Annotated in this window: 19 protein-coding genes and 1 riboswitch; of the genes, 2 read left to right on the top strand and 17 right to left on the bottom strand. The window is 54.0% G+C overall.

What is annotated here, in order from left to right; genetic code table 11:
- Positions 1 to 5: 5 nt before the first annotated feature.
- From rhaA to ACFQ88_RS21695, 3 genes are read right to left on the bottom strand one after another with little or no spacing between them, the layout of a single operon-like run.
- On the bottom strand, positions 6 to 1,268 hold the full coding sequence (rhaA, locus tag ACFQ88_RS21705) for an L-rhamnose isomerase (protein WP_239632146.1): 1,263 nt from the start codon (positions 1,266 to 1,268) through the stop codon (positions 6 to 8).
- Between the two features lie 22 nt (positions 1,269 to 1,290).
- Entirely contained in the window at positions 1,291 to 1,662 is a 372-nt protein-coding gene (locus tag ACFQ88_RS21700; protein WP_379456594.1) for a sensory rhodopsin transducer, read from the bottom strand.
- Positions 1,663 to 1,719: 57 nt separating this feature from the next.
- Positions 1,720 to 3,789: a bifunctional aldolase/short-chain dehydrogenase gene (locus ACFQ88_RS21695; RefSeq protein WP_379456592.1), complete on the bottom strand. Its 2,070-nt coding sequence runs from the start codon at positions 3,787 to 3,789 to the stop codon at positions 1,720 to 1,722.
- 1,408 nt (positions 3,790 to 5,197) lie between these two features.
- Here ACFQ88_RS21695 and ACFQ88_RS21690 point away from each other — a divergent pair.
- The gene (locus tag ACFQ88_RS21690; RefSeq protein ID WP_379456590.1) at positions 5,198 to 5,644 is read left to right on the top strand and encodes a PBECR3 domain-containing polyvalent protein; all 447 of its coding nucleotides are present in this window, start codon (positions 5,198 to 5,200) and stop codon (positions 5,642 to 5,644) included.
- 179 nt (positions 5,645 to 5,823) lie between these two features.
- Here the strand turns inward: ACFQ88_RS21690 and ACFQ88_RS21685 are convergent, their stop codons facing one another.
- From ACFQ88_RS21685 to cobJ, 13 genes are all read right to left on the bottom strand, one after another.
- Entirely contained in the window at positions 5,824 to 7,113 is a 1,290-nt protein-coding gene (locus ACFQ88_RS21685) for an ammonium transporter (protein WP_379456588.1), read from the bottom strand.
- A 28-nt stretch (positions 7,114 to 7,141) separates the two neighbouring features.
- Positions 7,142 to 7,819 carry a type 1 glutamine amidotransferase gene (locus ACFQ88_RS21680; protein ID WP_239632135.1) on the bottom strand — a complete coding sequence of 226 codons (678 nt, stop codon included), beginning with the start codon at positions 7,817 to 7,819 and terminating at the stop codon, positions 7,142 to 7,144.
- Positions 7,820 to 8,243: 424 nt separating this feature from the next.
- Positions 8,244 to 8,804, bottom strand: a complete 561-nt coding sequence (locus ACFQ88_RS21675) for a nitroreductase family protein (protein WP_379456586.1) — start codon at positions 8,802 to 8,804, stop codon at positions 8,244 to 8,246.
- A gap of 2 nt (positions 8,805 to 8,806) precedes the next feature.
- Positions 8,807 to 10,225: a cobyrinic acid a,c-diamide synthase CobB gene (locus tag ACFQ88_RS21670; RefSeq protein WP_379456584.1), complete on the bottom strand. Its 1,419-nt coding sequence runs from the start codon at positions 10,223 to 10,225 to the stop codon at positions 8,807 to 8,809.
- Positions 10,212 to 11,369, bottom strand: coding sequence for a cobalt-precorrin 5A hydrolase (locus ACFQ88_RS21665; protein WP_379456582.1), 1,158 nt, complete (start codon positions 11,367 to 11,369; stop codon positions 10,212 to 10,214). Before ACFQ88_RS21665 ends, ACFQ88_RS21670 begins: the two co-directional genes overlap by 14 nt.
- Positions 11,366 to 12,142, bottom strand: coding sequence for a precorrin-4 C(11)-methyltransferase (gene cobM, locus ACFQ88_RS21660; protein WP_239632129.1), 777 nt, complete (start codon positions 12,140 to 12,142; stop codon positions 11,366 to 11,368). The genes ACFQ88_RS21665 and cobM overlap by 4 nt, the downstream gene beginning before the upstream one ends.
- Positions 12,142 to 12,852: a precorrin-2 C(20)-methyltransferase gene (cobI, locus tag ACFQ88_RS21655; RefSeq protein ID WP_379456580.1), complete on the bottom strand. Its 711-nt coding sequence runs from the start codon at positions 12,850 to 12,852 to the stop codon at positions 12,142 to 12,144. Before cobI ends, cobM begins: the two co-directional genes overlap by 1 nt.
- Positions 12,845 to 14,101, bottom strand: a complete 1,257-nt coding sequence (gene cbiE / locus ACFQ88_RS21650) for a precorrin-6y C5,15-methyltransferase (decarboxylating) subunit CbiE (RefSeq protein ID WP_379456844.1) — start codon at positions 14,099 to 14,101, stop codon at positions 12,845 to 12,847. Before cbiE ends, cobI begins: the two co-directional genes overlap by 8 nt.
- A 95-nt stretch (positions 14,102 to 14,196) precedes the next feature.
- On the bottom strand, positions 14,197 to 15,303 hold the full coding sequence (locus ACFQ88_RS21645; protein ID WP_379456842.1) for a cobalt-precorrin-5B (C(1))-methyltransferase: 1,107 nt from the start codon (positions 15,301 to 15,303) through the stop codon (positions 14,197 to 14,199).
- An 18-nt stretch (positions 15,304 to 15,321) separates the two neighbouring features.
- Positions 15,322 to 15,972 (bottom strand): precorrin-8X methylmutase, encoded by a 651-nt coding sequence (locus tag ACFQ88_RS21640; protein ID WP_379456578.1) that lies wholly within the window; start codon positions 15,970 to 15,972, stop codon positions 15,322 to 15,324.
- Between the two features lie 3 nt (positions 15,973 to 15,975).
- On the bottom strand, positions 15,976 to 16,749 hold the full coding sequence (cobK, locus tag ACFQ88_RS21635; protein WP_379456576.1) for a precorrin-6A reductase: 774 nt from the start codon (positions 16,747 to 16,749) through the stop codon (positions 15,976 to 15,978).
- 17 nt (positions 16,750 to 16,766) lie between these two features.
- Positions 16,767 to 17,876 carry a sirohydrochlorin chelatase gene (locus tag ACFQ88_RS21630; RefSeq protein ID WP_379456574.1) on the bottom strand — a complete coding sequence of 370 codons (1,110 nt, stop codon included), beginning with the start codon at positions 17,874 to 17,876 and terminating at the stop codon, positions 16,767 to 16,769.
- A gap of 32 nt (positions 17,877 to 17,908) precedes the next feature.
- On the bottom strand, positions 17,909 to 19,813 hold the full coding sequence (gene cobJ / locus ACFQ88_RS21625; RefSeq protein WP_379456572.1) for a precorrin-3B C(17)-methyltransferase: 1,905 nt from the start codon (positions 19,811 to 19,813) through the stop codon (positions 17,909 to 17,911).
- A 246-nt stretch (positions 19,814 to 20,059) separates the two neighbouring features.
- Positions 20,060 to 20,265, bottom strand: a riboswitch (cobalamin riboswitch).
- A gap of 206 nt (positions 20,266 to 20,471) precedes the next feature.
- Between cobJ and ACFQ88_RS21620 the strand changes: the two genes are divergently transcribed.
- On the top strand, positions 20,472 to 20,840 hold the full coding sequence (locus ACFQ88_RS21620) for a helix-turn-helix domain-containing protein (protein ID WP_239632111.1): 369 nt from the start codon (positions 20,472 to 20,474) through the stop codon (positions 20,838 to 20,840).
- Between the two features lie 24 nt (positions 20,841 to 20,864).
- On the opposite strand, the gene ACFQ88_RS21615 is transcribed toward ACFQ88_RS21620, so the two are convergent.
- On the bottom strand, positions 20,865 to 21,059 hold the full coding sequence (locus ACFQ88_RS21615) for a hypothetical protein (RefSeq protein ID WP_239632109.1): 195 nt from the start codon (positions 21,057 to 21,059) through the stop codon (positions 20,865 to 20,867).
- Positions 21,060 to 21,061: the final 2 nt, after the last annotated feature.

Genomic DNA, 21,061 nt, shown 5'->3' with positions numbered 1-21,061 from the left:
GTTAATTAACCTTCACGCTTAAGCAATACTTCCTGCTCGTAAGCTTTCACTTCGGCAAGCCACTCTTCGCGAACCGGAACGCCTTTGGACGCACAGTAGTAGTCCCACACTGCGCCGAAAGGATAAGATTTGAACTCCTCCGTCAAAGCGAGACGCGTAGTGTAATCCCCTGCAAGCTCGGCTTTACGCAAGGCTTCCACCGGATCAAGCATCGCGCGCAGCAGCGCTTTGATCGTATTGCGGGTACCGATTACCCAAGCGGCTACCCGGTTAATGCTGGCATCGAAGAAGTCCAGCCCGATATGTGTTTTGTCAAGCAATCCGCCGCGAACCAATTCCCGGCCGATATCGATCAATTCGTCATCCAAAGTGACGACGTGATCGCTGTCCCATCTCATAGGACGGCTGACGTGCAACAGGATGCCATCCGTGAACAGGGCAAGGGAGGACAATTTATTCGAAATCACCTCTGTCGGATGGAAATGCCCTGCATCCAGACAGATCAGCTTGTTGTTTTGAATGCCGTAGCCCATGTAAAACTCGTGGGATCCGACAACATAAGCCTCGGAACCGAGTCCGAACAGCTTGCTTTCTACCGCATCCAGGTTATGGGCCGGGTTAAGCTCTTCCGCGAACACTTCGTCCAATGCGGATTTCAAACGCTGTCTTGGGGCCATGCGATCGGCAGGAACGTCCTTGAAGCCGTCCGGAACCCACACGTTCGTCACGCACGTTTGACCGAGCTGCTCGCCGAAGTAAGCGCCGATTTTTCTGGAGGCTTTGCAATGATCGATCCAAAATTGGCGGATTTCAGGGTTCGCATGGCTTAGCGTAAAGCCGTCGCTGGACTTCTCATGGGAGAAGCAGGTCGGATTGAAATCGAGTCCCAAGCCTTGCTCTTGAGCCCATTTCACCCATTTCTCGAAATGCTTCGGCTGCAGCTGGTCCAGCTCCACTCTCTCGTCCGTATCGGCATAGATGGCGTGCAAATTCACTTTGTGCTTGCCTGGAATCAGCGAGAACGCTTTCTCCAAATCCGCACGAAGCTCGTCAGGCGTGCGTGCCGCACCCGGATAATTCCCGGTTACGGAAATGCCGCCGGTCAAGTCCTGATCGCGGTTCAAAAATCCTTTAACGTCGTCGCCTTGCCAGCAATGCATGGAGACTTTCACTTGCTCCAGCTGCTCGAGCACTTTATCTACATCGATGCCATGGGCTGCATACAGCTCTTTAGCCAATTCATAATTGGCTTGAACGTTTTTATCCATTGATACAACTCCTTAACCTTTATTATTTGATAGGATAAGCGATGACGGACATAAGAGCATTCTCAGCCTGGGTCGCGTCCAAACGGCTGTACTGCACAATAATCGGGATATCGCTCTTGACTTCGATAGCGTACGGTACACCGACAGGAATAGCCTTCCCGTCTTTGGCCAAAGAGCTGGTGCGGATATGCTTCGTTCGGCGTCCTTGAACGACCTCGGCAATATCCTCCAACGGTTCGCGGTCTTCAAAGAAAATCGTGATGTTCAAATGGGCATCCTCCGATGCCGTATTCAATACGCAAATCGATTCATGGCTGGTTAACTTTCCGGAGCTGAGCTCCGGAATATAACCGTCAGGAATAATCCACACCTTTTCCCCTGTAGCCGTTGGCATGAGATAAATCCTCCTTTTATAGGACACTGATTTTGGAATTCAGTTGATGTCAGCCGATTAGCGGGTGAATGCAGCAGGTACGCCGCCGTCAATGGTCAGCATGCAGCCTGTCGTTTTATCCGATTTGGAAGATGCGAAGAAGGCGATGCCTTCCGCAATGTCGCGCGGATAAATATTGACAAGCAAGGTAGTACGTTTACGGTAGTACTCTTCCAGCTGATCCGGTTCGATGCCGTATGCCGCGGCACGCTCGTTGCGCCAGCTGCCGTTCCAGATCGCCGAGCCTTGCAGGATGGCATCAGGCAGGATCGTGTTGACGCGGATACCGAATTCTCCGCCTTCTGCAGCGATACAACGCGCAAGATGAGCTTCCAGAGCTTTTACCGCGCTATAAGCCGTAGCGTTCTTACCGGCATAAACCGAGTTCTTGGAACCGACGAATACCATGTTGCCGCCGATAGCCTGCTCCTTCATGATAATGAACGCTTCGCGGGCAACCAGGAAATATCCTGTTCCAAGCACGTTCATGTTCAGGTTCCATTCCTTCAACGACGTTTGGTCGAATGGGCTAGAAGTAGCCAGACCCGCGTTGTTGACGATAATGTCTACGCCGCCGTAAGTAAGGGCCGTTTCCAAATAAGCGGCTTTGATCATTTCTTCGTTTGTTACGTCCATCTTAACTGCAAGAGCGCGGTTATCGCCATATTTCTCATTGATTTCGGAGGCTACCTTCTGAGCGCCTTCGAGGTTAAGATCCGCCAGGACGACGTGCGCGCCTTCGGAAACCAGGCGACGTGCCGTTTCGCTGCCGATACCGCCCGCTCCGCCGGTGATGAAAGCAATTTTGCGGGAGAATTCCGCTTCAGCCGGAGCCAGGGACAGCTTGTAAAGCTCAAGCGGCCAGTACTCAACGTTGTAAGATTCGTTTTCGCTAAGAGATACGAATTGTCCAAGAGCCGTTGCGCCTCTCATAACAGCAATCGCACGGTGGTACAGTGCTCCGCTGACTTGGGACATGAACCAGCTTTTGCCCGTATTGATCATCCCTACGCCTGGAATGAGAATAACGCGCGGCGCCGCTTCGAACATAACGTCTCCTTCATTTTTGTTGCGTTCGAAGTAAGCCTTGTACTCTTCTTTATATGCAGCGATGCCTTCTTCAAGCTTCGCTTTCAGTCCGTCTACATCATTGGTATTCGGAGTCCAGTCAATGAACAATGGAACCACCTTCGTGTGAACCAGGTGATCCGGGCAAGCCGCTCCGACTTGCGAAAGCTTGGCGGAATCTTGTCCCCCTACGAATTGAAGCACATCTTCAGCATCATCGAACGAAAGAATCATTTTCTTCGAATCGCTGACAGCTCCGCGGATCGCAGGCATAACTTGCGCAGCGATGCTTCTGCGCTCTTCCGCAGTCAATGCGCCGTGCTTCACACCGCCGAATACTTTACTTTCGTTAACGCGGGATTCGATAAAGCTTTCCGCTTCGGTAATGATTTTGATCGTTTGAGCATAGGCCTCCTCGGAAGTTTCTCCCCAAGTTACGAGACCGTGCTTTTCCATCAGGACAAGCTCTGCGTTAGGGTTGTTTCTTACGCCTTCGGCGATCATCTTGGACAGCTTGAAGCCTGGGCGGATATAAGGAACCCAAACGAAACGGTCGCCAAAAATTTCACGAGCGATCTCTTTGCCGTTATCCGCGCAGCAAAGGCTGATGATGGAATCCGGGTGAGTATGATCCACATGTTTGAAAGGAAGGAATGCGTGAAGCAGCGTTTCGATAGAAGCGCGAGGGTGCTTGGCGTCGATCATGCAGTTCGCCAAGTAAGCGACCATGTCTTCATCGGACATATCGTCTCTCTCGTACAAAGGACGAATGTCGTCCATGCGCAAGCCGGTAAAATTGGATGCCTTCATCGTTGCCAAGTCGGAACCGCTGCCTTTTACGAACATTACTTCGATGTCGCGTCCGCGGAAATCCTGGACTACGGTTTTGCTGGAGGTGTTTCCTCCGCCGTAGTTACATACGCGGCGATCCGTACCGATAAGATTAGAGCGGTAAACCAGTTGGTCGAGACCTGTTGTCTGTTCTGCTGCCTTGGATGCTTCCCACAAACTTTGTACCATAGTTAGAATACCTCCGGGGTAAATGTTTATTTTGCTTTGTTTTCATCTTAACATATTTGTTTTTCTTTGAATACTACAAATTCAAAAATAAACAAAAATGAAAACAAAAATAAGTAAAAACTACAATACACGTGTTTCCTAGACAAAATAAGCCTCCCAAGATGATTCCTGAATATACAATTTTCCGATGAAATGCCGCCTGCCTGCGGAGCATTCGACATACGGAGGCCCGCATACAGCGGTTCACACAAGTTAATAAAACTCCACGAAACGAGAGGGTAACCTTCCCAGCCCTTTCACTTTCCAGTAGGAAGGTTGCCCGTTGACTCTCAGCCCCCATATAAAATGAAGGTCATTGGAATGATCCTCATGCTTTTATTAGTTACAGGCAATTTTTGAAGAACAAATATATATAGGGTCTGTTCTGGCAAGAGGCAAGACATAACCCTCAAGACACTTAAAAAAGTGAAAGGCAGATTAGCGCTGAATGCTCGTGTTTCAACACTACACGGCCCGCGGAATTGGAATACTCGTTCGAACGCCTTGCATTCGTCTGCTGAGCCTGTTGAGGATCAAAGGAAATGGACTTTTGATTGTATAGTCCCAGTGGCGTATACCCTTCCGTCCCGGCTTGAGAAGATCGGACAGGAGATCCGTTATTTCCTGAAATAACGCTGATTTCGGAGAGCGATCGGACCGTGAGTCCGTTATTGGCTAATTTTGCCCGAAAAAAAGGAGTACTTTCGTGAAATAAGGGATCTGTAGTCCGATCGCCATGCAAAACGAGCCATTTGGGGTCAAATAACGGATCTACGGTCCGTACCAACATGGGCAACGCTTTCCAGCGGACGGTCATACTAACGAATTGGATTCGTTCATTAAAGTACAGCGGTATCCCGACGATAGACTTTTTTCCAGAACATTGTGATTGGGCCGGCTGCTTTACTCACTTGTCCGTTGGGGAGCACTGCCGGCAAAAAAACTATCTGCAGAAGCTGTCCCCCTCCATTCCAGCGTAGATTTCAAAAAACAAAGGGACATTATCGCTCCTCCTGGATATAGCGGTGAGGTACCTCACTCCAGCCGCTGTCGTTTTAAGACAATCTTTAATCTATCGCGTTTTTGCAATACAGAGGCGTCGCTTTACGCTTTTCCAGAGTTTCCCGCCTACCCCAATATAGCAATTTCCGGAAAATCAGGTTTATCAACAGTCTGAGCCGATCGAACGCTTTGCGTTCATCGGCTTTTTTTGTGCCCATGTACCGGCTTCAAATCCATAACAAGCGACTGGACCGGCGTTCCTTATCACAGGGAATGGTTCCGGCGGAAGCTCTACGCGGTTTGTGTTAAAAAACAGGCGTTTCTGCTTCTACTGACCTTTACAACAATCATCGGGAGGCTGAAAAGAATGAGAACAGCAGGTAAAGGTAAATTCGTCGGTACTATTCAAAAGGGAATCGCAAGAACACTCCGCATTCCGTCCAATTCATTAAAGATTTACGAGGCGGATGACCTGCAAAAGCACATTAAAGAATCCGGACACGAGGGCGATTTTGCAAAATACGGTAGCCATCTTCAATGTATTGTGACCAAACCGCACTGGTTTATGAAGTCCGGCCATCACCAATATGTATTTGTCCGTCTCATCGGTGAGGATTATGTCTATGTCCCCGTTCATTACCGGTACGGTCATTTGAGCGTCCGCAGCTTCTATAAGAAGGAGGACCGTGAACTGGTGCAACGCCTTATCAAGCAGAGGTATCTCAAGCCATATCCAAACATTAAGAGCCCTGACTCCGGCAATCCGGCAGCGAGGGCTCTTTTTATTGTACCCGATACATCGGGGCGGACATGATCGCAGACAGCCTCACGTGCATCGGCAGAAGATTTATATAGGTGAAAAACAATCTCCACAAAGTGGAGCTTTAGTGTCGAAGCTGATCAGATACTTTTGCAGGAAGCTTCAACTATATAAATACAGCAAAAAAAGACGGATTCACTGTCTATCGACAGGAAGCCGCCGTTTTGCCCGATTTAATTTTTGACCAGCACACCCGGTTGAGGAGCTGCAGGACTCTTCAGCTGCTCAGGATACCCGTAGGAACCGTGCTCGCTAAAGTCCAAACCGATCATTTCCTCTTCTTCCGTTACGCGAATACCGATGGTCGCTTTCATTACATATAGAATGATGTAAGAAACGATGAAGGCGAATGCGCCGCAATCAACGATCCCCAGCGCTTGCACACCCAATTGCTCGAAGCCGCCGCCGTACAGCAAACCCGGTTTACCTACGCCTACTTTTTCAACCAGCTCCGGCGTTGCGAAAAATCCGTTGGACAATGTGCCCCACACGCCCGCTACACCATGCGCGGAAAGAGCGTAAATCGGATCGTCGATGCGCAGCTTTTCGAAAAATCTCATGCTCGCGAATACGATGACTCCGGCAACAAGACCGATTACAATAGCCGCCCAAGGCTCTACGAATGCGCACGATGCGGTGATGGCAACCAAACCTGCCAATGCGCCGTTCAGCATCGTTACTACATCGCCTTTCCCTGTAACCATCCAGGAAACGATCAGAGCGGCAACCGCTGCAGCGGCAGCACCCAATTGCGTATTAACTGCGATGAAGCCGAAGAAGCTTCCGTCACCTGCCGTAATCGTGCTGCCTGCATTGAAGCCGAACCATCCGATCCACAAAATCATAACTCCCAAAGTCGTGAACACTTGGTTATGACCCGGAATATCGTTAGGCGTACCGTTCTTGTTGTACTTGCCGATCCGCGGCTTCAACAACAGCGTTGCTGCAAGAGCAGCCATTGCCCCTGTAAGGTGAACGACCGTAGAGCCTGCAAAGTCCTGCTTGCCGTGCTCGGCCAGCCAGCCGCCGCCCCAAATCCAGTGAGCGATAACCGGATACACGATAGCGGAGAAAAATACCGCGAAGATCAAGTACGCCGACAGCTTGGCTCTTTCTGCAAAGCCGCCCCATGCTACAGACATCGAGATGGCTGCAAAAGAGAGCTGGAAGATAAACATTACTGTCGGAGCCACGCTGCTTCCTTCTTTAACTTCCATCATATTGAAGCCGAAGTAATCTCCCCAGCCTATCAGGGATCCGCCTTGAGAACCGAAAATGAGCGCATATCCTACCGCCCAAAAAACAAGAGAAACGATCCCTACGGTAAAAATCGTTTTACCGGCCACGTGTCCGGCATTTTTCATCCGGGTGGAACCTGCCTCCAGCATAATAAATCCGCATTGCATGAAAAGTACCAAAATTGCCGCCAGCATTGTCCATATTCCGTTTACGCCTATTTCCATTTCGCCAACCCCGCTTGTCTATTTGGATTTAATAGTTGCTAAGTATTTGCTTCAAGATCGTAAATGAATGCTCTGTTCGATACGCTTGGCCTACCATTTGCTCTGCCTTTTGGATAAAAGGAGTATCCGCCAGTTCATCGTGCCACCGATCTAACATGGTGGTCATGCACGACGCGGTCGTCTCCAGATGGAACTGCAGCCCCAGCACCTGCTCCCCGTAAGCAAATGCCTGGACCCGACATGCGTCCGAGTAAGCAAGGGATACCGCACCTTCCGGTATATCGAAGCAATCGCCGTGCCAGTGAAAGGAGTAAAATTGCTCCGGAACCCCTGAGAACAAAGGGTGCTCGATTCTAAGCCGCTTCACCGGATGCCAGCCGATTTCCTTATGTTCGCTGCGGTACACTCTTCCTCCCAATGCTTCCGACAGCATCTGGGCTCCGAGACAAATGCCGAGAACCTTCTTCCCTTCCTCAACGGCCTGCCGGATGAAGGACTTCTCTTCCGTCAGCCATGGGTGCTCCGCATCGTGATAAGCGCTCATCGGTCCGCCCAAAATGACGAGCAGCTCGAAGGTATCAAGAGAAGGCGCCCGAAACCCGTCAGGAGGAGACATCACGGTGATGTCATATCCCTTCTCCGCCGCCCATGAAGCAATACAAAACGGATCATCAAAGTCAAAATGCTTCAGAAGCAGCAGCCGCATGTCAAAAGACCTCCCTTCTTTTCTGTCTGTTTTTAGGTTATGAACGTATTTTAATGGATAACCCGCACATTTGTCAATAAACCTAACATAATTTAGTTAGTATTTATATCATTAATGTTAGATTAGCTATATTCGGCTTATATACAGGGTTTTGTCGGCATATTTATTCTCTTATTTGAAAAATTTCATTGTACCTCTCAGCAAAATTCACCAAACAAACACATTATTTTCAAAATATATAACATGATTATGTGATATAAATAGCAGAATTTGGATTCTATGGTGCAAAATCCTACTCCAATTCCATATCAATTCCAAAAATCGGGTGACAAAAGGCAAAAAGACGTTCCACCAAGCAGCCGGATGCCGCTGATGAAACGTCTGTAATTGAGTAACCCCTTCTATCGAAACGGCTGTGCCGCTTTTAAATCCAGGTTGTTTTGTCGGAATGCGGCGTTCTTGCCGTCGCCGGTACAGATTCATCAACCGGATAGCCGACGAACACCGTTCCGATCACTTTTTTGTTCTCCGGCGCCCCGATGAATCGGTGCATCCGCTCATCGTGAACGAGACCGATCCCCCGTGTGCGCCACACCAGGCCAAGCCCAAGCTCGGCTGCGGTCAGCCACATCGAATGAATAGCGCAGGCTGCTGCGTACTCATTATCTTTGGATGAGGCTTCATCTCCCGGTATGATATCCGCCGTGACGACGATGACGAGCGGCGTCGCTGTCAGCACCTTCAGTGATTCCTGAACCAGATTCGGCTTGGTCGGGAACCTTTCCTCCAGGTAAGCCAGAGCAAGCGCTTCGTAGCGCTGCTTCGCTTCCCCTCGAATGACATAAAAGTGCCATGGCTCACGCAGCCTATCGTTCGGCGCCAAAGTAGCCGCCGACAATAAGGTGTGGATTTTTTCGTCTTCGACCTCTACAGGCTTTACATTGCGTACAGCTCTCCGCTGCTCCAACAGTTTGATGACAGACATCCTCACATGTCTCCTCTCCGTTTATAGTCCACGCACAGCTCCACCCATTTTTGTGCGATCTCCGGCTCGGAGGCGAAATGAATATGGGTATAGCCTGCTACAAGCGTGCCACTTTCATTTAAGTAACCCTCCTGTTTCATTCCCCGCATGCCTTTGGTTTCGTATGCGCTGCGAATAAGCGCGTTCTCCGCAGGCTGGAATGTCGAATAATGAAACTCGTGCCCCTTGGCTTTGTCGCCGGGTCCGAGCAGGAAGTTCCCTTCCGCGCCGGTAATGTCGCGATAACCTAAGGCGGCCAGCTTTTTCTGCATTTTGACGCCGCCCGGAATCAAGCCGAGCATCGGATACCGGCCGCCGGCCGTGTCCTCGATCGCTTCGGTCAAATACATGAAGCCTCCGCATTCCGCCAGCGTCGGCATGCCGTGCTCTACAGCGCGGCGTATCGATTGTTTCACAGCTTCGTCCGCCGCAAGAAGCTCGGCGAACTCCTCAGGGAAGCCGCCGCCCAAATAAAGGCCGTGCATTCCCTCAGGCAGCTTCTCTCCGGCCAATGGCGAGAAGAAGACGCATTCCGCTCCGTACGCCTCCAACAGCTCGAAGTTCTCCTGATAGTAGAAGTTGAACGCCGCATCCTTCGCCACGGCGATACGTACGCAGGCGTCGCCTTCCGGAGCCTGCTTGCGGAAGATCGAGCGCGCTGCAGTCTCTTCCGTGACCGGCACGGCCGGAGACTGGGCCAGCTCCCAGATCCGCTCCACATCGACCGTAGCCGCCACCAGCTCGGCCAGCTTGTCGAAGAACGGCTGCAGCTCGCCCCGCTCGATGGACGGTACAAGACCGAGATGACGCTCCGGCATCTCGATATGATCTTCCCGTTTCATATAGCCGACAACGGGGATAGCGCATTCCTGCTCGATCGCCTCGCGGACGAGCTTGTAATGGCCCTCGCTGCCGACCTTGTTGGCGATGACGCCTACGATGTTGACTCGGGGCTCCAGCAGCTGGAACCCCTTGACGATCGCAGCGGCGCTGCGCGCCATGCTCTGGCAGTTCACCACGAGAAGCACAGGCGCCTCCAGCAGCATGCTGATTTCGGCTGTGCTGCCTTCGTTGGTTTTCGGGTTTTTGCCGTCATAGAAGCCCATAACGCCTTCGATAACGGCTATATCCGCGCTGCGGGTCGCGCGCGCGTAAATGTCCTTGACCGTATCGTGAGACAGCATATAGCTGTCGAGATTGCGGGATATACGGCCCGTAACCGCCGTATGGTACGTGGGGTCAATGTAATCGGGGCCGCACTTGAACCCCTGCACCGTGCGGCCAAGCCGCTGCAGGGCGGCCATCAGCCCGATGGTCATTGTCGTTTTGCCTACGCCGCTGCCGGTTCCGGCGATGACGATTTTGCGCTCAGCGTGCGGCATCGGCAGCACCGCTTCCTTCCAGCGGGAACGGGATGACGGCTACGGATATCGTCACGTTCCCGGATTTTTTCTTCACGAGCGCGAGCTGCTGCGCGCCGGAGTAGAGCTTGGCCGCCGGCTCGCTGACCGCGTAAGCGCCGGTGAACTTGAACACAGTGTCCGACGGGTCCTCTATGGCCACCGTGTTCAGCTCCGCGGGCGTATAGGTGACGAACGCCCAGCCATGCTTTTGCACGACGGCGAGGAGCCCCTCCTCGTCCTTCTTCAAATCGATGGTGCACACCGCCTTGACGCTGCGCACCGAGAATTGCAGCTCGGCGAGCGTCTCCGCGATCACCGCCTCGATCTCCTCGGCTGCCGTGCCGCGGTTGCAGCCGATTCCAAGGGCAATCGCCTTCGGGCGGTACAGCACGCCGTTGGCGAGAATCGCCTCCTCCTCCGGACGGAGGATGCGGTGTGTAACAACAAGCGCCGCCTGCGGCTTCGCAGCCAGCGCATCGGCCACCGAGCCGTAAGTACGGATGTTCGCCGGCAGCGGCGTATCGTACAGCCACCAGCCCGGCTCGCCGGACTCCTGCACGACCGCCACCTGCTCCTCGTTCACGACGGACGCGCTGATAGGCGTCAGCAGCTCGTCGGACTCCCACTCCCAGCCGAAGCGGCGGCCGAACAAATCGACGGCGATCGTGCCCTGCACGTCCGACGCCGTAGTAATAACGGGCCGCGCGCCCATTGCCGCGGCTACCTCGCGCGTCAGCTCGTTCGCCCCGCCCAGATGGCCGGACAGCACGCTGATTACATGCTCCCCGCGGTCGTCGATCACTACGACGCCGGGGTCTTTCTTTTTATCCTCCAGCAGCGGCGCGATCATCCGTATGACCGCACCCAGCGAAATAATGATGATAAGTCCCTTATATGCGGGAAATAAAGCCGGAAACAGCAGTCTGACGCTGCCTTCGAACATTTGGATGCCACGGGCTTCCTCGTCGCCGCGCTCGAATTTGGACATATAGTACAGATCCGAATGGCTGAACGAGCCGTGCAGCTTGCGCGCCATCTCTACGCCATGCTTCGTAATGGCCACAATTGCATAATCGCCGTGCTGCCGAATGGCGGGAATTTCGCCCTCGCGCAAGGTGATCATGGCTTCACCCCTCTGCGGAACCGGTGGGTGAATTCTTTATCGTACAGCTTCGAGCGATACTCGTCCTTGTCGTGAATCGTCGGGTCCAGCGCCCAGCCCGCCAAAATCATCGCATGGGAACGGATGCCGTTGCTGCGCATATCCTGCTCAAGGTTAGCAAGCGTAGTGCGGACAATAAGCTGATCCGGCCACGTCGCGCGCTGTACGACCGCCACCGGCGTATCTTCGCTCCAGCCTGCGCTTCTCAGCTCCTCGACGACCTTCCTCGTCAGCGTCGCGCTTAAGAAGAGCGCAATGGTGCAGTGATGCGCCGCCAGATCCTTCAGCTTCTCCAGCTCAGGAACCGGCGTTCTGCCCTCCGCCCGGGTCAGGATGAGCGTCTGGGTCAGCTCCGGAATGGTCAGCTCCGCCCCAAGAGCCGCGGCCGAAGCAAACACCGAGCTCACGCCGGGAATGATTTCGTAGCCGATGCCTTCTTTTTTCAGCAGCGCTATTTGCTCCATAATGGCTCCAAATACGGCAGGGTCGCCCGTATGGACGCGCGCCACCATTTTCCCCTGCTTCACCCGGTCCGCCATAACGGCCACCATTTCGTCCAGGTCCATGCCCGCGCTTTTCAGCACTTCGGCATCCGGTTTGGCCTTGGCAATCAGCTCCTCGTTAACCAAGGAGTCGGTATACAGCACGACATCCGCCTCCTGAAGGATGCGGAGCCCTTTTACCGTAATCAAATCCGGATCGCCCGGACCGGCGCCAACAATATATATTTTCATTATTTTCTCACCACCATTAACGTTAAATATTCGAGTCCTTTTCCTTGCAGCTCAGTAATGTCGCGCCAAATCATTTCCTCCGAGGACGTCACTTTGGTCAGTACAGCCGCTTTGTCGACAAGCCCCAGGTCGCGCAGCACCATAATCATCAGATCGATGACCTTGGCAACTTTGATAAATACGATGCAGTCATGATTTTCAATAGCCGTGCGCATCGTGTCATAGTCGTCCGTCGCCGGCACGATGGCGATCTGCTCATCGCCGTCCGCAAGCGGAATCCCAAGACGGGACGCCGATGCGTTGATGGAGGAAATGCCTGGAATCGAGCGGATTTCCACCTCCGGATGGCGCTCCATCATCAGCCTCATCAGGTGAATGAAGGTGCTGTAGATCATCGGATCTCCTTCGGTTACGAAGGCGACATCCTTCCCCTGCTCCAGATGCTCGTATACGGTGCTTACCGTCTTGCTCCACTGCATTTCCAGCGCTTCGCGGTCTCTTGTCATCGGGAACGTCAGGCCGATCATCGTTTTTTCTTCCGTATTCACATACAGCTCGGTTATCGTAAGGGCATAGCTTTTGGCGCCCATCTTCTTGCGCGGATAGGCTATGACCGGCGACTCCTTCAAAATCCGGAACGCCTTGACCGTTATCAGCTCGGGGTCTCCCGGACCGACTCCCAATCCATATAATGTACCTAGCTTACTCATTCGCGTTCGCCTCCTTCGCCTCCGCCCCGCCGGGCTCTTTATGCTTGGCCGTAATGATATAAATCGGATTCAGTCCCTCGAATCTCGTTAAGTCCAGAATCGGCTTGCTGCGCGCAATTTGCGCCAGCGTAATGCTCGTCGCCATGCCTTCATCGGCAAAAGCCTTGTTAGCCTCGTACAAGTTCTCGATCGTCGCCGCGTTCAGCACGATGCGTCCGCCCGGACGAAGTCTTGTGCAGCAAACGTGCAGCAGCTCTCTCATCTCGCCGCCGCTTCCTCCGATGAACACGGCATCCGGGTCCGGGAATGACTCCAGCCCTTGCGGAGCGCGTCCTTGAACGGCCGTCAGATCGGTGCGGAAGCGGCGCATATTGTCCAGGCAATTTTGCAAATCCGCCTCGTTCTTCTCGATCGCGTATACTTCGCCATATCGCGCGATTCGCGCCGCTTCGATAGCGACGGACCCCGTGCACGTGCCGATGTCCCATACGATGCTGTCCTGCTGCAGGCCGAGCTGCGCCAGGCTTAGGACGCGGATTTCTTTTTTCGTAATCAGGCCTTTGTCCGGCTTGCGTTGGATGAACTGGTCGTCCTCGATCCCGAGCGACCGCTGCTTCTCCTTTACCGCTTCCTTGGACGCCGTAAGAATGACTACGTTTAATGGGGCAAAATCGTTCGCGGCCAGCTCCTGCAGCTCGTACCAGCCGCATCGCTCCTGAGGCCCGTCCAAATGCTCCGCAACGAAGGCGCGGTATTCGGTCATACCGAACGACAGCAAATAATCGGCAATCGCCCGCGGACTATTCATCTCATCGGTCAGCAGCGCCACTTTCACTTTCCCGTCGATCCGCTGCGCTAATCCTTTCATGCTGCGTCCGTGAACGCTTGTAATATAGGCATCCTGCCAGCTCTGGCCCATCCGGGCAAAAGCCAGCTGCACCGAGCTCATATTCGGGTAAATTTCTACGTCCAGCCTGGAGGACAAATAGCCTCCGATCCCATAAAACAGCGGATCCCCGGAAGCGAGAACTACGACCTTGCGCCCCAGCTCCGCCTCCGTCTGCAACCGGGCCGCGAGCTCTGACAATCCGCCTTTGATCGCTATCGTCTCTCCGGGGTAATCCGGAAACCATTGGAGCTGTCTTTCACCCCCGACCAGCACGTCGCTCTCCGTTATCCATTTCGCATATTGCGGAAGCAAGCTCTGACGGCCGTTATCGCCGATTCCAATGACCTTCGGCCTGTCCATCCGCTTTTGCGTTTGTGTCAGCTGCTGATTCACTTTGTTCTCCCCCCGTTACCGTTCAGCGTACAAATCGTGCTGCTACCGGAACTAAATTCGCCCTACTCCCGACCGATTCGCGCGCTGCCCAGTAAATTTCCCTTCATCGAAATGATGACGGTCTCGATATCCATGCCGCCCTGGACTTCCTTCCATCCGGCATCGCAGCAGTAGGCGCTCAGACGCTCGAAAAATCCGCCGTAGCCCCATTCCGCCATCCAATCGCCGACCAGCGCCGCCGTATTGGCATCCAGTATGGCTGCAGCCTGCTCCTGTGTCGCACCGGCCTCCTCCGCCACTCGCGACAGAAAGCCGAAATCCACCGGAGCGCTTTTGGAATGCACCATCATGACGCCTTGAGCCACTTTGGAAAACTTTCCCATCATCCCTATTAAGGTTACTCTTGTGACCCCTTGCTTCTTGCACTGCGTCAATGCAAAGCCGATGAAATCTCCCATCTCGACAAAAGCTTCCTCCGGCAGCTCCGGGTACATGTCTATTCCGTATTTCTCCGTCCGGCCGCCGGTCGACAACACAATATGCTTGCAGCCGCATTGGACGGCAACCCGGATCGCTTGCGCGACGCTCGCCTTATAGGCGGCAGTGGAAAAGGGCACCACCGTGCCCCTAGTGCCCAAAATAGATATGCCGCCGACAATGCCGAGCCGTCCGTTCAGCGTCTTCTTCGCTATTTCCTCTCCGTCCGGCACGGAAATAACGACTTTGACCCCGCGCTGAATCTCGTACTGATTCAACACGGAATCGACCGCTTCCCGGATCATTTTGCGCGGAACCGGGTTGATCGCCGCCTCGCCCACCGGAACCGGGAGGCCGGGCTTGGTTACCCTGCCGACGCCGACGCCGCCGTCGAGCTCGATCCCGGGCTCCGTCCGCCACGACACCTCGGCGATAATTCTCGCCCCGTGGGTCGCGTCCGGATCGTCGCCTCCGTCCTTGATCGTCTCCGCCTCCGCCCGCTCCGCCGTAAAATCACACCGTACGATCGCGAACGTGACGACTTCGCCGATCGGCAGCTTGATCGTTGCCTCCATCTGCGCTTCCTGCATAATCAGCGCCGTGAGCGCCGCCTTGGCCGTTGCGGTTGCACAGGATCCCGTCGTGTAGCCGTGCCTTAGCGGCTTGTCTTCCTTACCGCTGCTCTTGTCCATCGCCATGGTCCGGTCTCCTTACCCGAGACGCTCCGCCATAAGCGATAACGCGTTCACCGAAGCTACCGCCACAGGACTGCCGCCTTTGCGCCCGATGTTCGTAATGAACGGGATATCGAGCTTCGCCAGCTCCTCTTTAGACTCTGCCGCCGACACGAAGCCTACCGGAACGCCGATCACCAGACCCGGCTTCGCTTCGCCCTCCTTCACAAGGCGGATCAGCTCCAACAGTGCCGTCGGTGCGTTGCCGATCGCGAAAATACCGCCGTCCGCTTCACGGATCGCCTTGCGGATCGAGATGATCGCGCGCGTCGTATTCAAGCGCTTCGCCTCTTCCATTACGTCAGGGTCGGAGATGTACACTCTCACGTCGCCGCCGAACTTGGCGATCCGCGGTTTGCTGATCCCGACCTGCACCATTTGCACGTCGGCTACGATCGTTTTGCCGGCGCGAATCGCTTCGATTCCTGCTCTGATTGCGTCCTTATGGAACAGCATGCTGCGTCCCAATTCAAAATCCGCCGATGCGTGAATAACCCTCTGCACGACCGAATACTGCTCTTCGGTAAAAGGATGCTCTCCTAGCTCCTCAGTGATCATACGAAAGCTTTGTTCCTCAATCTCTTGCGGCTGAACCGTCAGCGGTTTGAAATCCGTTTTGAAATCCATTGTTTACGCCTCCTGCAAAAGTTCGTTTAATTTGCCGATTACGCCTGCAAAATCACCGAAATACGTTCCATATTCAATGCTCGGCCTGCCGATGACTATCGTCTCGATTCCCATCTCCAGCGCCGATTCCAGCTTCTCGTCCACCGCTCCGACCTTGCCGCTTTCCTTCGTGATCATCAGCGTGACATGGTAATGCTGATATAAAGCCTTGTTCAGCTCCTTGGAAAAAGGACCCTGCATCGCCACGATATGCTTCTGCTCCAGACCTAGCTCCTCGCACTTCTCCATGTTGTCCTTGCGGGGCAGCATCCGCGCCACCAAGGTCGTATCCGCGAGCCCCAACAGCTTGCGGGCAAAAATATGAAGCGTCTTGCTGCCCGTAGTCAGCATGATCACTCCTTTGCGCTCGGCGGCAATATCCGCCGCCTGCTCGTAGTCATCCGCAAAGGTAACGAGCGGATGCGTCTCGATGGCGATCCGGTCCCGCTCGAAGCGGATATACGGCACTTCCGCCTCCTGAGCGGCCGCAATCGCATTCTTAGACGCTTCCTCCGCAAATGGATGCGTGGCGTCCACAATCGTTCGAATGCCTCGCTCGCGAACCAACTCAACCAGCTCGTCTGCGGTCAGACGCCCGGTCAATACGGGCAGACCCGCCTCGTCCATCGATTTGGCGGCGCTGTCCGTTACTACCGTCGTCAGGAGAGGATATCCCGCCTGACGTATGTGCAGCGCCAGCTCGCGCGCGTCGCTCGTTCCAGCCATTAAGAGAATCATAGTCGTTCCTCCCCCGATTAAGATGACGTCGCTGCTTTATCGTCCGTAGGCACCGCCACGCGCTCATGCTTATGATCGTCATGGCCATGATCGTGGTGCCCGTGGTCATGATCATGTCCGTGATGATGATCATGGTCATGGTGGTGGTGATCATGATCATGATGGTGATTGTGGTCATGGTCGTGATCATCATGTCCATGATGATGATCGTGATCATGGTGATGATGGTCGTGGTCGTGATGGTGGTGATCATGTCCATGATGGTGGTCGTGGTCATGGTGGTGGTGATGGTCGATATGCTCCATCGCAGCCAACCGGTATTGGCACATATCGCAGTTCATTTTCGTTTCGCCCTGCACGGCCTCCAGCGCTCGTTCGCGCAGGATGTGGCGCAAATTCGGATGAAACCCGAAATAATCGGCCAGCACAAATTGATGCTCAGGATATTTTTCCTTGAATTGCTCGAGCATTTGCTCCATCCGTTTGATCAGTACGCCCGTAAACAGGAAATAGGGCAATATTACGACTCTGCGCGCGCCCAGCTTCAAGCACCGCTCGATTCCCTCATCCACAAGCGGGGCGGTAACGCCGATAAAGGCCGTCTCGACCCACTTCACCTTCATCTTTTCCCAGAATAGACGCGAAATCTTGAACAAATCGCTGTTCGCGTCGGCATCGCTGCTGCCCCGTCCGACGACAAGGACGGCGGTATGCTCGAGTTCCGGCTCCAGCTCAGTACCTGTCGTCGGCTCCAGTCCGTTGGCTGCTCCGGCCGTTTCCAGCCTAGAGGCGAGAATGTCCAGCACCTGCTCGTGAACTCCGATCGGTCTGCCGTATTTGAAACGAACCGAAGGATATTTCTCCTTGGCCTCGTCAATGGCGGCCGGAATATGAATTTTGGCATGTCCTGCGGAAAATAACGTAATAGGAACAACAGCAACCTCCGTCGCCCCTTTCCTCACACAGCTTTCGATGCCCTGCGCAATGGTAGGCGATTCGAATTCGAGAAAACAGGTCTCCACCAACGGCTGCTCCAGCTCGGCCGCAATCGTACGGACAAACTCGCGGACCTCCTCGTTGCCCTCTGCATCCTTACTGCCGTGGCCTACAAACAATACTGCATTCATCTATATAACCTCCCATGAACAATCGCTTTTCTTTAATCACCGCAAACCGCATTTTCTATTGTAAAAGCAGGCATATCCTGATGCCTGTAGCCTTCGATTTCCTTCACCCGTTTGAAAAACTTATGGAACCTCTCGTTCGGATGTCCATTGGTTATGTAACGCGCCACAATGTTCTCTATAGTTTCAATAAGCCGTTCAGGCTCGATCCCTTCGGCTACCGGCTGGCCCGAATGGGCGTTGCGCCCAATCGTTTTACCGCCCAGGAACAAGTCGAACTTCTCCTTGCGATACACGATGCCGATATCCTCCTGAACGGCTCCGTAGCATGCCATGCCGCAGCCGTTCAAGCCGATCCGCAGCTCCTTCGGCACCTTCATGCCGCCAAGCCGCTTGTTCAGCTCCTCGGCGTATGGAATGGCGTCGCCCTTTTCACCGTTGCAAAAATCGCAAGCCTTCACCTGCGCCACATCGCCAATCGGCGACAAAAGAAAGCCCTCCTGCCGGAGCTTCGAAGTAATTTCGTCCGGATTGTCCGTAGGAACGCGAACAATCATTTGATGATGAGGCGTATATTCCATCGTCCCGTTGTCGCCTACGACATCGGCCAAGGCCAGCATCTGCCGTGCCGTAAATTTCTTCTCGGCTACGCCGGGACTAACCGCCAGCTCAAAGATCGACTGCTGGCGGAACAGCACCCCGGCCGGCGGCGCGCTATAGCTGTCCGCCGTCTCTACGCCACGGCTGCGGTCCGACAGCCGCAGCGCCTCCATCGCCAGCGACAGCGGGCTCGCCGCTCCGCCTCGCTCTGCCTCTCGCACCGCGCTTGTCGCTATCACCGCTCCGCCTCGCTCTGCTTCACGCACCGCGCTCGGCGCTATCGCCGCTCCCCCTCGCTCTGCCTCACGCACCGCGCTCGCCGCTATCACCGCTCCGCCTCGCTCTGCTTCACGCACCGCGCTCGCCGCAATCGCCGCTCCGCCTCGCTCTGCCTCGCGCACCGCGCTCGCCGCTGCCGCCGCTCCACCATGGTCTGCTTCACGCACTGCGCTCGGCGCGAAACCGTCCGGCTCCTCTTCGTCCCAATCGTCCTCATCGTCGCCGGCTTCCCACTGGCGCAGCGCCCAAGGCTCTGCCGCCTCCTGCAGCCGCTGGTGAGGCTTAAGCGGCTGTACCTCCGCTCCCAGCGTATATTTGCGCTGGTACCCGCGCGGAGTAATCATCAAGCCGTCGTAGACCGTCGTCGATGCATTTCCGATAATGACCGTCGTCAGCATGCCGATATCGTGGTCAAGCATATCGCGCAGGTTCGTCAGAACCACATGCTGCCTGTCGCGATAAGCGCTCTTCACGATACCGACCGGCGTCTCGGCCGAACGGTACTTCAATAGAATCCGCTGCGTCTCGACGATTTGCCTTGTCCTTCTGCCGCTTCGCGGATTGTACAGGGCGATGACGAAATCCGCCTGCGCCGCCGCCTCGACCCGTCTCGCTATTAGCTCCCAAGGGGTCAGATGGTCGCTTAAGCTGATCGTGCACGCATCGTGCATTACCGGAGCTCCCAGCAGCGATGCCGAAGAGTTGATCGCCGAAATGCCCGGGATAATCTCGACTTCGACGCCGCCTTCCCGCCGCCAGCCCTTCTCCATGAGCACTTCATACACTAGACCGGCCATCCCGTACACGCCGGCATCCCCGCTGGAGATGACGGCGACCTTTTTCCCCGCTTCCGCCTGTCTTACGGCTTCCTGCGCTCTGCTGACCTCCTCCGTCATCCCGGTCCGTACAATCTCCTGATCGGTCAACAGTCCACGGATCAAATCCACGTAAGTGTTATAGCCGATAATAACCTCACTTTCCTCGATCGCTTCGCGCGCGCGTTTCGTTATATGCTCGAAGCTTCCCGGCCCGAAGCCGATGATCAGCAGTTTTCCCGCCATGCTGCACACGTCCTTCCCTATATATTACGGATATATATCCCGTTGCCTTCCCTCTAGCTTCGCTTCCAATCGCTCCGTCCGTCGTCCTTCATACGTTTTTGGAGCAACAAAAAAAGCATCCCCAACAGAATGTGTTAGAAATGCTTTGACAGCCCGGACCTACAATGAAATTAAATGGCACAACAGTGCCATCTCCAAGAACAGGTAAGCCGATCTCTAACACCTCCCTAAATCCGCGTAGGTTAACAGTGTTGTTCGAATAGGCAGGTCTCCTGACTTAGAGCAAAAGCGCCGATCCCCTTCCCGGAACGTATGTTCCAGTGGTATAGCTATCGGCTGCCTGGCCAAAATTGGCGCTCCTTACAGTGGCGGGTCCGTGCCGGTATTGCACCGGTCTTCCCTTTTAAGCAGATAAAGTTCCCCTTATCCGCACCTCATTCGTATCCGTATTTGATTGTCCAGAGCAATCATATCACCCTGAACAAAGATTTGTCTATAACGGTCCGGCAACCATCAATCCCCTGTACTGCTTTCCTTCGACTTTTGGGTCGAAGTTCTTAATTTTTGCCGCAACCCTAGCAAAGAACAGCTTTTCTCACGAACAGTATACCAACCAATAGGTACTTACAAACCGAACCAGCGAAGGTGGAAATTACATATGAAATACGGGCATAGAATTGCTAAACTGCGCAACGACCAACGCTTGACGCAGGAAGATCTCGCCGGCAAGGTAGGCATCACCCGATCCGCACTTTCCCATTACGAGAACAACCGCAGGGAGCCGGATTACGAAACCATTCAGAAGTTCGCCGATTTTTTTCAAGTGACCATCGACTTTTTAATGGGCCGAAGCGACGACAGCAGCCATCCCATAGATAACGATGTACAAGAATTTATCAGTCACCTGGAATTATCGGATGAAGCTCTTATGGAGAGGTTTGTCCTTACCATTGACGGCAGGGAGCTGACGCCGGAGGAATCCCGAAGATTTATTGCATTCATCCGGTATGAGCGTACTTCCAAATAAAAGCGCTTTTTTAGAATCGATACTTTACTTCGAATACTCCATTTTTCCAAGCTCCCATTGAAACATCGGAAACAGTGAAGGCTGCTCCTCTTTATAGGCCTCTTCGACCGGTGAAATAGCAGCTTGCTGAAGGGAGCTCCATGCAGCGAATTTTTCTCTGGGAATTTGGAGCTGATCCAGGATTAAGTCAATTTCGATGCACTTCTTTTGCTCTACCATCG

Source organism: Paenibacillus sp. NPDC056579 (assembly GCF_042793215.1).
In the GTDB taxonomy this organism is placed as follows: domain Bacteria; phylum Bacillota; class Bacilli; order Paenibacillales; family NBRC-103111; genus Paenibacillus_S.
The sequence above is the reverse complement of the archived record's forward strand: the minus strand, read 5'-3'. Positions and strand labels throughout refer to the sequence as shown.